The sequence below is a fragment of the Desulfurococcus sp. genome (genome assembly GCF_038881575.1).
Taxonomy (GTDB): domain Archaea; phylum Thermoproteota; class Thermoprotei_A; order Sulfolobales; family Desulfurococcaceae; genus Desulfurococcus.
Window position 1 is genome coordinate 216,985 of the sequence record NZ_JAVZPN010000002.1, and the last position, 11,708, is coordinate 228,692.

Here is an 11,708-nt window from a genome sequence, read left to right on the forward strand (position 1 = left end):
AGGGATTTTTATAGTATTTATGGGTATAGTAGGTGGAGAAGCTGGAAAAAATTATTATTGTTTCCACTTCTCTTCATCAAAGTCTTTTGTAACGTATTTTGAAACTAGGAGGGCTCCTATAGGGTCTCCTATTACATTAAGCATGGTCTCGAATGGATCTACCGCTGGGTGAATACCAACCATCCATCCGGCTGCCTCCACTGGGATACCCAGTGTTGTAGCAGTGGCTATAGCAATTATGGCTGCTCCACCAGGCACTCCGGCAGCCGCAGTTGCACCCAGGAATCCGAGAACCACTAGGGTGATTACTTCACCGAATCCTATAGGTATTCCAAGTGCCTGGAAAGCGAACAAGGTGAATAATGTGATAGTTGCACAGGCTCCCTGCATGTTGATCGTTGCTGCCACAGGTAGTATAACTGTTGCGACATCCCTTGATATCCCAGTATTTATCGCGCAACTTATAGTGACCGGTAATGTGGCATTACTGCTTGCAGTGGAGAAGGCTGTCAACATTGCAGGATAGAACTTCTTCCAGAATCTAAGCGGGTTCACTCTTGCAACTAATCCAAGTATTAGTGGCTGGAGTACCAGTAGAATTATGAGGCCACTTATATAGAATGATAGTATTAACTTAGCGAACGCGGAAACAGCCAGGACCCCTACTACCGCGGCAACATTCGCCATTAACACGAAGACACCTATGGGACCATACCATAGCACGAAGTCTAGTAACTTGTATATTATTGCGAGAAGGGATTCGAATAACCGTGTCATGAAATCCTTTACTTGAGGCGTTGTTCTACCAATCATGCCGACAGCGATGCCTATTAGTATGGCTGTTAATATTATCTGAAGCATCTTCATGTTGAGAAACATGTCTACGAAGTTCGATGGGACAATGTTTTTTATATAATCTGTAATAGTTAACGATGCAGGTGTCACAGTGCCGCCTCCTGGAAGTCGCACACCTTCGCCCGGCCTCAATGTACTACCTACTATATAGGCTGTCCACGCTGAGAGCAAGCCCATTACTAACCAGTATGGAAGGAACCCAATGAAGATCTTGCCGAGCTTAACTAAGTCACTCATGGACATAACAGCCCATGCAATGCTTAGGAATACTAGTGGACCTACTATGAATTTCAGTAGCGAGACATAGATATCTCCGAGTATCGATATATTTTTAACCGGTTCTCCAACAACCACTCCTGTTATTAATCCCAGTATAGCCGCTACAAGGAGTAATATAGGTCTCTTACCAAGCCTTATTTGGAATACAACTTCTTCACTACTCATATCGGGTCCCATAGTAGATATGTAAGTATAGTATATAAAAACATTGTCGTAATCATAGAACCTATAGTTATAAATAAATATAAATAAGTATGAGTTACGAATAAATAGATATTATGATCAATGAGTGGATCTCAGGAGTTATTATCAACTATCACTCCATTCCTTATTACTATAAGTATCTTGACTTCATTCATGATGACCCAGGGATTTAAGATGGATAGAAATGCTAGGGTGTGTCCTTCTATGCGTCTTAGGGCTATGGGTGGGCTGAATATATTGTCTCCGGGAGGCCCATGGATCTTAAATAGGTGCTATAGATTTACCGGTGAACCCTAGATCCAGAGACACCCTGGGAAACCACGGTGAAGAGCCAGAGCACCACCACGATGAGCCTAACCATGGCAGGTACATATGCTACAGAATGATAAATGATACTATGGCCCAGGTAAAACGGTTTCATCCATAATAATGATGTCCACTAGCTTCCCTTTTCAATACTGCCAGTTTTATCCTCTAAACCAGTAACCTCAACGTCATGAGTAGTTACTGAACAAATTACCCTCATATGAACGGAAATAACTCTAACACTTTATCTCCATATCTAAAGACCCCTGGATCCACTATAGTCCTAGCTATAAGCGTCTAATAGCTTATTGACAATGATTCTTTAATACAGCTGGAGGAGAAAGCCTAGCCAAGATGAAGGGAGTCCTGGCTCCCGCGTATGGGGGGTGTAAACCCGGAATAGATGCAGGGAACCGGTGAACCACCCTTCAGGGCTGGAGGAGGTCAGTAATAGCTTCCTCAATTGCATCGATGTTGCTACTCTTAAACCACTTGAAGTCGTATCAGAGCCCAAACAAGAGTTTCAGAATTCTCCAATAGATGGGGCCGAAAAAGGTTGATAAACCCTAGAGCCGCCGGCGGGATTTGAACCCGCGTCCACCGGCTTTCTCGACGGGCCTACCTAGTACTTGCTTACAAGGCCGGCGCTCCACCGGGCTGAGCTACGGCGGCACTATTTGAACCATGATTGCATCCAGGGTTTAAAATTATTTCAGCATGATATCTATAGCTTTCTATATGATGCATAGATGCGTTCCTCTCCTCATTCTTTCTCGTACTTCACTATTAATGTCTTAATGAATAACTCATCCATATTTTACAACAATACTCTCCTCTATATAGGGTTCAGGCCTGAAAGATACTTTTAACCGCTTTTTCTTTCGATTGCTTTGCTTCATCCCTTGGTTCTCCTGATACGTGCTATCGCTTTGCACACCATCACCACGTAATACATTCCTGTGGGTCAGCCAGGGGTTCAAGCCGTTCACCAATCACGTGCGGCAGGGCGTCTTCATCCGATTACTAAATAACCCTCTAGGAGATTTTATACTAATAGCTAGGAGAGTGAACGTCTTAATGCAGGGGGTATTCGATAATATAGTAGATAAGGTATTCAATGGTGATCTCTACACAGTATTTAAGCCTCTCGATCTCCAGTTACATGGATATCATTCGAAGGATAACATAGTGTTGAATATACCTAACAGGAAGAGTAGGAGAATAGAGTTTGGATTACTTGAGGTTGTGACAGAGTCGAGTAGTGAGAGTGTTGACTGGAGGCTGAAACTCAACGGTATAAGTGTTACAAAAGAGTACAAGCCTCATTACATGGTTAGATACAGGGATAGATTAATCTCTAAGTTCGTGTATGATGTAACATCCCTCCTAAACACGGAGGAATCAATGAGGAGGGAATGGGTGAATCTAACAGTTAAACACGAGGGGGGTTCACCAGTAAAGCTGCGGAAGATCCAGCTTGCAACATTATACGAGGATGCAGATGCCTCCACAAGCCTTAGATACTGGACAGGACTGCTCGTCCTATATCCAGGTGAGTCATATCCTTTAGCAAAGTGTAGAAATATAGGGGGCCACAGTATAAGGATTTCAAGCTACATTCCTCAGAAGACCAGCAGATTAATTATGCTCATTAATGGCATGAGGCACGAGTTAACGAGCCCGTATACTGAGGGATTCGAGGAATACATTATTAATAACATTGATACCTCCATAGGAGATGGCGAGATAGCATTGGTTAATGAGGGAGAAGGAGGAGCAATCATCACCTCCAACATAATACTGTATTCGATAAGAATGCCTATCCCTGTTATCGAGGTTGAAGATATAAATGCGAGTAGAGTGGAGGGGCAACTAAAGATCATCGTCTCACTAATGAATAAAGGTGAGTCATCGCCGGACTTCATTGTTTTCACAGTGCTACATAAGGGAAGCATGTTAACAAGCATGAAGATTAATAAGCCTTTAAAGCCCAGCGAACACAGTATCAGCGAATTAATCATCCCCGACATGGTTAAAACAGGTGAAACCGTCACGCTGAGGATTGTTTGGAGCAAGCTATCTAGAACATGGTTCACTGAGAAGCAGATACTCGTGCCCTAGATATATCTCAGGCTAAGCTTCTTCTCAGAGACATACTCCTCTAGTAAAGACCTATGCTCCTGCCTTGTTCCCTTCTTCTCAACTATTACTCCAACCGGTTTCACCACGCTCCTCTCAATCATCTTATCCAGTACTACACGCGACAAGTATTCGAGAGCGTATTTAGCCATTATATGCCCGTAACATACGGGCTCAACCAACGCTAGTTCTGTATGCTTCCTAGGATAATGTCCACCCCCAATACCTATCACAGGGACGCATTCATCCCTGGTGCTTCCCCGGAGAAACTCTACCACGGTATCGCCTACAACAGCGTGGTTTACCCTATCCCCCCATTCATCTAATCTGCTGCCAATCTCTATGAATACAAGTGGCTTAGAGAGGCTTGTGGGCCCGTGGTGCGTTGCCTCATAGCTAACCTCGTACCCGTTTCTACTGTAGGTATCTCTATATGTTTTTAATAGTCTGAGAAGTAGCCAAGCTGTACGTGGCGAAGCAATTCCGAGTTCACCGGGTCTTCCACCATATAATGCCTCACCCCCATAGTTCCCGGTATGATGAACAGTATAGCTTTTAACCCCTGCCTCACTGCTATGCCGCGAGAGCACAATGTACTCGGAGACCATTGGTAGCCTCTCCTCAAGGAAGTCAAAGTATATGACATCCTCATTGAAGCCCGCTAAAACAAACCTGTCTCCCTCATAGTATTCCACAGCATACGGGTTAGCAGTCCTATGCGGTTTAAGAGCCTCAACTATATATGATGCTATTCCTCTACCAGCCGGATCACCGACACTATAAACTAGGCCTATCAATTAGCTTCACCCGCTATCTATTCTCCACTATTAAAAGCCGTAGCTGGTTTTTGTTGATTTTTAATTACATTGTTATCATTATTTTTAATCGTTTTCCTCTATGACTATGACCTTTACTTTCTTTCCACATAGCTTTAATAGTTTTCCCGGTATTCCTTTGACAGGTATATTAGGAACTTCCTCATGGTCTTAACAATCTCTGCGTCTAACACGTATATGAGACCATTACTTTCACCATATTGGTGGTAGAGCTGACCTCCTCCAGCCCTGAAGGGTGGTTCACCGGTTCCCTGCATCTATTCCGGGTTTACACCCCCCATACGCGGACGGTCGAAGAGGATAGGGTTCTTCCCATTTTTCTAGAGCTCTTTTCTCGATGTTTAGAACTGTTACTACACCTCTATTCTCTTCGAAGTCGCAGTTTGAGCACCTTATTTTTCTATAGCCATTGCTAATCATTTTGCTTCCGCATGCCGGGCAGGTGGTTGATGTCTCCTTTGGGTTGACTTTTACTACTAGGTCTCCATGTTTCTCCAAGTGTCACTTCACCCAGTAGTGGAGCCTAACATGCATGAGGGTTCTTATGGAGAATCTTCACAGCTCTTAACCTGGGTTATTGATCAGTGGCAAGATTAGTGGCTCCAATAAACTTTTTCTTCAATCCCCCAGTCCGGCTTTGACGAAGAAAGCCTTTTTTTATACAATAGCTTAAATCCATCCCCTCAAAGCATTTTGGATTACATCTTTAATTTAAATTAAAAATTCAACCCACATCGTAATTCGAAATTGTAGCCTAAGTGACAGCTGTAGAGCTGGGGATCAACGAGCTAACTATAAGTCACTTGATAACATACACGAGTACCCTGGCAGATCAAATCCTTTACGGTATGAGATGCGTGCAGTTGAACCAATAACGGTGGTGATAGCGGTGTTCGTCATAGCCATAGTAACAGCGATAACTGCTACAACAATACAAGTCTACTACCGTAATAATACTGAAATGTTTAGATCTGGTCGTGACGTTATTTGATGCAATTTCCAATATCCTATTCAGGAAGCTATAATGAAGGTTAGGATAATAAAAAGAAACAGGAGGTAAAAGAGGTATTTAGGCTAGTTTACTAAGTGGAGTATATGTCTTGGCTGGATAGAATGGTAGAATGTGTCTGGTTGTTTTAGGCGCGTATACGAGTCCTTTCTTCACATAGTTCATTACGTCTTCTTTTGTTAATATTTTACGTATGAATAAATATGTAAGCCACCCTGATTTAAGGTCTTCTAACGCCTCTGAGAGCTCGCCATAGTATACCAGGGTGAATAATCCCTTCATATTGAGCTCGTTCAATACCTGTGAAACTATCTTCTGGCCTTCAATGCCTCCACTTATCGCTCTGCAAAGATTCTTTCCCAGTACTATAAAGGAGGATTCTTCAAGTAGTTTCACATCTATCTCTCCCAGCGTATCGGGATCATAGTTACACGTGGAGATCTTCAATCCCCTCTTTGATACCTCATTCAACACTGGTTCAACATCACCTATTATGCCGGGTAACCACGTCTTCAGCTTCACATCGGGGCTAAAGTAGTCTATGATCACGCATGGTATCTTCCTGTAACCGAGTGCTTTTACAGCCGCCCATCTATGATGCCCGTCAACAATGAGGAATTTATCGGTGCCGGGTATAGGGGTGACTATTATTGGCATGTCTACGGCGTTCTCGCTCCGAATCTTATCAACTAGTTCTCTTAACCTTGCCTCAACTAGTTCCTCGTGGTTAACCAGTTTATCCACATCTATTAGCGTTGGCTCAACATACTTGTAGGGGATGCTTGTCTTAGGTAGCTTAATTATTACTTTACCTGCTTCACTACTCATAACTAGGCACCGTGCTTCCTGAAATAGTCTACTATTTTCTCAGCAACCTCTATGCCGGCTTTTTCCTGCGCCTCCACAGTGCTAGCGCCTATGTGCGGAGTTAAAACTACGTTGTCGAGTTTTAGTAATGCATGATCCTTTGGCAAGGGTTCCTCCTCGAATACGTCTAGCCCGGCGCCAGCGATCCAGCCTTCCTTCAATGCCTTTATAAGTGCATTAGTGTCCACTACCTGCCCCCTCGAGGTATTTATAAGTATCGCGGTTTTCTTCATGAGCCTTAGTCTCTTCTCATTTATCAAGTGCCGCGTCTCAGGTGTTAGGGGAACATGTATTGAGACTACATCTGATTCCTTTAGAAGAGTCTCTAGATCAACGTATCTAGCCCCTAACTCCCTCTCTAATTGCTCATTTCTACCGCAATCATAATAGAGAATACTCATCCCGAGACCTAGCCTGCATATCTTTGCAACAGTTGAACCTATTCTGCCAGCACCAATTATACCAAGGGTCTTACCATTCAACTCGATCCCCATAGCCTGCTTCTTCGGCCACTCGCCAAGCCGCATACGTCTGTCACTGAAGGCTATCTTTCTGGCCACGGCAATCATTAATCCCACTGCGAGCTCCGCAACGCTCACCGATGATGATGCAGGGGCATTGATGACCTCTATCCCCCGGGCTTTAGCAGCTTCGACATCTATGTTGTCTAATCCCACACCGGCTCTAGCAATCACCTTGAGGACATCGGATGATTCTATCACCCTCTTTGTGACCAAGGGCTTGCTACGGACTATAAGTGCGTGGAACCCCTTTATCATTGAGGCTAATTCATCCTCGCTTGGCTCCTCTCTCACGACGACATCAAACCCGTTTGATCTCAACAACTCGATTGCCTTCTCATGAATGTGGCTCGCAACTAGAACTCTATACTTGTATGTACTCATCTATATCCCCCTACTCATACCATATTGCTTCAACCAAATAAAAATATTAAGGAATATAGCCGCTCTTACAGCTTGAAAAAGCTTAAGGGAAGGATTACCCTGGTTTAAAACTTAAGGCTGTAAGTACCTCCTTCAGGTTCCTGAATAAGTCCTCTATATCCTTCTCGGTTATATAGCCCATATGACCTATCCTAAAGGTCTCGTCTTTCACCTTACCATATCCTTTAGCTATTTCAATACCTCTCTTTCTAAGCTCCTCATATATTACCGGCCCCTTGACTCCGGGGGGATTATATACAACTGTTATGGTAGGGCTGTAATAGCCTGGTTCTGCGAAGAGTTTTAAGCCGAGTTCCAGCACACCCCTCCTAATCTTCTCAGCTCTCTCAGCATACATTCTTAGCCATGCTTCTCTCCCACCCATCTTCTCAACTATTCTCAGTGCGACGTTGAGGCCTGCTATTTGTGGAATCGGTGGCGTCGTTGGTGTAGACCACTGTTTCTCAAGGAACTCCTTTATCTCCAGTAGGTCGAAGTATAGTCCTCTCTCGGGTATCTTTTTCGCTTTCTCAAATACCTCCTCGCTTACAGCAGCCATAGCGAGGCCTGGGGGAACACCAAATGCCTTCTGGCTGCTGGCGAAGACCAGGTCTATGCCCCATTCATCCACCCTGATATCAGCTGCACCCATAGCTGAAACAGCGTCGACGAAGAGTAGTTTACCATGCTCCTTCACCACCTTGGCCAGCTCTTTCAACGGGTTTAATACTCCTGTACTGGTTTCATTATATGTTATCGTGACTGCCTCCACATCAGGGTTCTTCTTTAACGCGTCGTCCAGCTCCTCTGGCAGGACTGGCTTACCCAGTGGCTTCTCCAATACTATTGGTATCCTGCCATTCCTCTCCACAGCCTCCTTATACCTGTTCCCGAACTCGCCTATCACTGTTACAAGCACCTTACCCCTAGGGGTAACAGCGTTTCTCACACTCGCCTCCATGAAGCCTGTACCACTTGATGGTATCAGTAAAACAGTGGCTTTTCTAGCCAGGAGGAAGTCGGCGAGCCTTTTAACAGTGTCCTTGTGTAGCTCCTGATACTCCTTACTCCTGTGGCTTAATTGCTGTATCTTCATGGCTTCAAGGACTTCGGGAAAGCATGCAACAGGTCCTGCTGTGAATAGCTTCATGGGTTTAGGCCATAGGATTTTCTCCACTTCCTTAACAACATCCATGTAGCTTGACATATATTCACACCCATGTGAAAAGGTATTGTCGAAGCCTGGTTAAATAATTTATTCAGGAGTCCCAGTCGCTCCACCTACATCATCAACTCAGTACGTCTCTGCCCGGTCATCCCGGATCCTCGCTATCTCTAAACTCCTTATTTAATCATCATGGCAACATCCCAAGGAAGATCCCGTTTCTAGAAGGTTCGGCATATTCTTAAAGAATATATCTCATGTAAAACTTTAGGATCGGTTAGGAGGCTTTCACCATAGTTAGTCTGATCCTTATCCCTAAACTATATTCTGTTGAAATAGGGAGTCTGAGACTTTCAAGTCCTCAGGACCCATCATGCCCAATACTTCCCTAGCTCTCCCCTTAGCGTTTGATAAGGTCATCCAATTTAACAATCCGCAGAAAACAAGGTTTTCGAAGCCTGATAGAGAAGAGTAGAATCCTTTTGAAACATCGATCGCTAATCCAATAAGTGCTCTTACTCTTTTAGCATCTTTAACAACATTGTATCCCAAAACCTCTGCGCGTCCCCGTCTGGGAGTAGAAGTGCTGAAAGTATCCTAGTAATGGTTGTTTTTCCAGCACCGTTAGGCCCTAGTAAAGCATGGATTGCCCCTTTTCCAATCTGGAAGCTCACGTCTTTTACGGCTTCAATGTACCTTGCTTTTCTAAATTCTTCGCTGACACAGTGTTTCTTTCTTAAGTGTTCGACAGCTATAGCGTTCAACAGGGTTCTCCCTTGAAAATCACGTTTATCCCTGGTTTAAACCTTAATCTTTTATAACGGGTTTTAGCCACTTACCGCGGAATATCCAGGCTAATGAGATCAACCCGGTTATTACATTGCTTAAAGACATCCCGATCCATAGCCCTTGAACTCCTAGGGCTAATGGTCCCGGGCCAAAGAGGTATGATAGAATATTTCGTAGAAACCATAGCCTTATTATTGAAATGTACATGACAGCTCTGGTGTGGCCGGAGCCCTGGGCTACGCTGAAAGCGGTTCTGAGCATTGTGAAGAAGACTATTGAAGGCCCCATTATGAGGATAAAGTCTGATGCGTACTCTATAACCTCACTGTCTGAAGGTATGAAGAGATTTGCAATATTGTATCTTAAAGCAATCATTACTAGGACTCCTAGGCTCGTTATTGCGATAGATATTAATAATGCTTTGTACGCTGTCTCCCTAGCTTTTTCATAGTTCCCAGCGCCCAGGTTCTGGCCTATTATTGTAGAGGATGCTGCTAGGATGCTCCCGACTATAATGTCTAAGACCCCGAATGGACGATCCCCGATGCCCCATGCAGCCAGAGCGCTAGAGCCTAACATGCTTATGATTGCTGCGAGCACGGTGAACCCTGCGGCATCACTGAGCGAGGAAATCGATATTGGAAGCCCTATTTTGAAGAATCTTTTAATTATGGAGACGTCTGGTTTGAGGTCTATTTTGGATAACCTTTCCCCCTTTATTCCTTTTTAAACAGTAGAAACAATGATATCAAGCCAGCGATCAAATCACTGATCAATGTTGCCAAGGCTGCTCCAGCAATACCCATGGTTGGAACGCCTAGCATTCCAAAAATGAAGATAGGGTCTAGAACCATGTTCAGAAAAACGCCTAGCGATCTAATTTTCATTGGTGTTATGGTGTCTCCTGTGGCAGAGTATATGGAGAGAGCTGAGTCCATTAATCCAAATATGGGGAAACCCAGTGCGAAGATGCTTCCGTAGACAATGGCTGCAGGACGAACCTCGCTTGGAATCCCGATCACTTCGAGCAGGAAAGGTATGGCTAGGTACGAGACCATACCTATTGGGATTCCTATAGCGGTAGCAATGAACAAGAGTTGCCCACTGGCTTTCAATGCATTTCTATATTCACCGGATCCCCAGAATTGCGAGATCAAAGCCAAGCCTGCTTGAAACAACCCCACTAAGCCTGCTATAACAAGGAATATGACCGGCCACGTGGCATTTATTGCTGCGAGAGCGTCTTTTCCAAGCCTCCCAAGCCAGTACATGTCCGTTAGATTGTAGACTACTTGGAGAGCTTGCGTGATCCCTATCGGAAGTCCTAGTTTAAACATTGTTTTCAACACTGGCTGTTTAACAACCCACTGCTTGTCATCCATTTTAATCACTTATTGAATACATTACATAATGCTCACAGTTATATTTGAATAATGATTGCTGTGATCAGTTTTTAGTCAACAACCGGCCGTAGGCGGGTCGAGGAGAGAAGCAGGTGGGATGAACCCGTGCCCACAGAAACTAAAATAACCAAAGTAATGGACACGGGCAACCACACCGTGGCATTTCAGAGCTTGGTTGAATGAAGCTGAAAGCTTATAAGTCCATTCACCACTATAAGACATTGGTCTCCATGATAGCGGTATCAAGGTAGTTTACCCAGAGTTCCTGTTTAGTCGTAATTAATTTATGGGAGGATACAGCTATGGAGGTATACCTGGAGCTACGTGGAAACCGCTGGATACGTGTCACAGGCAGATTGAAACAGGTGGTTGTATCTAAGGGTAGGAAGAGCCTTAGATACGTGTTAGTTGGTGAAACAATTGATAAACCCCCATCTACCGAGAGCTGGTACTCGATGAAGGTACCTACTGGCGGGCTTAACAAGCTTATCCTCAAATTAATCGAGGAGAATAAAGGGCACATAGTTGTATTTGAGAAGAGTGAAGATAGCGAATACGTTGCTAAAACGGAATCAATGGAGGCCCTTGAACTAGTTAGAAAAACTATTAGAGATGTCCTCGTAGCTAAGGGTAGAACCATGCAAAGGGATTATGGCTTAGGCGAGGAGTCTTTAAAACAGTCTAACGCGGATGGGAAGGAGGAGGGGTAAAAGTCTTTTTAATACTTATAGCCTCACCACTACGTGTTATCTCTATTCTCTCCACCTCTAGCTTGAAGCCGCAGATTGGACATCTATAGTTGAAGTATGCCTTCACCGTGCCATCGCTAAGCTTCTCGGATTCCAAGACAAGTATCATCGTATTATTGTCTTTAGGACACTTTACCTCAGTACTCAAGTATATCACCACGCA

Annotated in this window: 14 protein-coding genes and 1 tRNA gene; 2 read left to right on the top strand and 13 right to left on the bottom strand. The window is 44.1% G+C overall.

The window, feature by feature from the left end; translation table 11 throughout:
* Positions 1-54 precede the first annotated feature (54 nt).
* Entirely contained in the window at positions 55-1,311 is a 1,257-nt protein-coding gene (locus tag QXV08_RS02950; protein WP_342788042.1) for a dicarboxylate/amino acid:cation symporter, read from the bottom strand.
* 903 nt (positions 1,312-2,214) lie between these two features.
* Positions 2,215-2,316, bottom strand: a tRNA-Thr gene (locus tag QXV08_RS02955).
* 393 nt (positions 2,317-2,709) lie between these two features.
* On the opposite strand from QXV08_RS02955, the gene QXV08_RS02960 reads away from it, so the two are divergent.
* The gene (locus tag QXV08_RS02960; protein WP_342788041.1) at positions 2,710-3,765 is read left to right on the top strand and encodes a hypothetical protein; all 1,056 of its coding nucleotides are present in this window, start codon (positions 2,710-2,712) and stop codon (positions 3,763-3,765) included.
* Here QXV08_RS02960 and QXV08_RS02965 read toward each other — a convergent pair.
* The 10 genes from QXV08_RS02965 to QXV08_RS03010 form a co-directional block, all read right to left on the bottom strand.
* Positions 3,762-4,580, bottom strand: a complete 819-nt coding sequence (locus QXV08_RS02965) for a D-aminoacyl-tRNA deacylase (RefSeq protein WP_342784785.1) — start codon at positions 4,578-4,580, stop codon at positions 3,762-3,764. The genes QXV08_RS02960 and QXV08_RS02965 overlap by 4 nt on opposite strands.
* Before the next feature lie 134 nt (positions 4,581-4,714).
* Entirely contained in the window at positions 4,715-4,876 is a 162-nt protein-coding gene (locus QXV08_RS02970; RefSeq protein ID WP_342784787.1) for a hypothetical protein, read from the bottom strand.
* Positions 4,860-5,117: a zinc ribbon domain-containing protein gene (locus QXV08_RS02975; RefSeq protein ID WP_342784789.1), complete on the bottom strand. Its 258-nt coding sequence runs from the start codon at positions 5,115-5,117 to the stop codon at positions 4,860-4,862. Before QXV08_RS02975 ends, QXV08_RS02970 begins: the two co-directional genes overlap by 17 nt.
* A 571-nt stretch (positions 5,118-5,688) precedes the next feature.
* Complete coding sequence (locus tag QXV08_RS02980; RefSeq protein ID WP_342784791.1) at positions 5,689-6,456, bottom strand: DUF5603 domain-containing protein; 768 nt, start codon at positions 6,454-6,456, stop codon at positions 5,689-5,691.
* A 2-nt stretch (positions 6,457-6,458) separates the two neighbouring features.
* Positions 6,459-7,400 (bottom strand): D-2-hydroxyacid dehydrogenase, encoded by a 942-nt coding sequence (locus tag QXV08_RS02985; protein ID WP_342788040.1) that lies wholly within the window; start codon positions 7,398-7,400, stop codon positions 6,459-6,461.
* Positions 7,401-7,494: 94 nt separating this feature from the next.
* Positions 7,495-8,646, bottom strand: coding sequence for an alanine--glyoxylate aminotransferase family protein (locus QXV08_RS02990; RefSeq protein WP_342784795.1), 1,152 nt, complete (start codon positions 8,644-8,646; stop codon positions 7,495-7,497).
* Positions 8,647-8,919: 273 nt separating this feature from the next.
* Positions 8,920-9,156 carry a hypothetical protein gene (locus QXV08_RS02995; protein WP_342784797.1) on the bottom strand — a complete coding sequence of 79 codons (237 nt, stop codon included), beginning with the start codon at positions 9,154-9,156 and terminating at the stop codon, positions 8,920-8,922.
* A complete protein-coding gene (locus QXV08_RS03000; RefSeq protein ID WP_342784799.1) occupies positions 9,120-9,368 on the bottom strand; it encodes an ATP-binding cassette domain-containing protein in 249 nt (82 codons plus the stop codon). Before QXV08_RS03000 ends, QXV08_RS02995 begins: the two co-directional genes overlap by 37 nt.
* A 43-nt stretch (positions 9,369-9,411) precedes the next feature.
* The gene (locus tag QXV08_RS03005; protein ID WP_342784919.1) at positions 9,412-10,113 is read right to left on the bottom strand and encodes an MATE family efflux transporter; all 702 of its coding nucleotides are present in this window, start codon (positions 10,111-10,113) and stop codon (positions 9,412-9,414) included.
* Complete coding sequence (locus QXV08_RS03010) at positions 10,110-10,775, bottom strand: MATE family efflux transporter (RefSeq protein WP_342784801.1); 666 nt, start codon at positions 10,773-10,775, stop codon at positions 10,110-10,112. Before QXV08_RS03010 ends, QXV08_RS03005 begins: the two co-directional genes overlap by 4 nt.
* A 323-nt stretch (positions 10,776-11,098) precedes the next feature.
* Between QXV08_RS03010 and QXV08_RS03015 the strand changes: the two genes are divergently transcribed.
* Positions 11,099-11,506, top strand: a complete 408-nt coding sequence (locus QXV08_RS03015; RefSeq protein ID WP_342784803.1) for a hypothetical protein — start codon at positions 11,099-11,101, stop codon at positions 11,504-11,506.
* Here the strand turns inward: QXV08_RS03015 and QXV08_RS03020 are convergent.
* Complete coding sequence (locus tag QXV08_RS03020; protein WP_342784805.1) at positions 11,478-11,693, bottom strand: hypothetical protein; 216 nt, start codon at positions 11,691-11,693, stop codon at positions 11,478-11,480. The genes QXV08_RS03015 and QXV08_RS03020 overlap by 29 nt on opposite strands.
* Positions 11,694-11,708: the final 15 nt, after the last annotated feature.

Excerpts from the sequence above, each read along its gene's own strand:
- QXV08_RS02950 (WP_342788042.1), bottom strand. The coding sequence starts at position 1,311 with ATGGGACCCGATATGAGTAGTGAAGAAGTTGTATTCCAAATAAGGCTT.
- QXV08_RS02970 (WP_342784787.1), bottom strand. The coding sequence starts at position 4,876 with ATGCAGGGAACCGGTGAACCACCCTTCAGGGCTGGAGGAGGTCAGCTC.
- QXV08_RS02980 (WP_342784791.1), bottom strand. The coding sequence starts at position 6,456 with ATGAGTAGTGAAGCAGGTAAAGTAATAATTAAGCTACCTAAGACAAGC.
- QXV08_RS02985 (WP_342788040.1), bottom strand. The coding sequence starts at position 7,400 with ATGAGTACATACAAGTATAGAGTTCTAGTTGCGAGCCACATTCATGAG.
- QXV08_RS02990 (WP_342784795.1), bottom strand. The coding sequence starts at position 8,646 with ATGTCAAGCTACATGGATGTTGTTAAGGAAGTGGAGAAAATCCTATGG.
- QXV08_RS03010 (WP_342784801.1), bottom strand. The coding sequence starts at position 10,775 with ATGGATGACAAGCAGTGGGTTGTTAAACAGCCAGTGTTGAAAACAATG.
- QXV08_RS03015 (WP_342784803.1), top strand. The coding sequence starts at position 11,099 with ATGGAGGTATACCTGGAGCTACGTGGAAACCGCTGGATACGTGTCACA.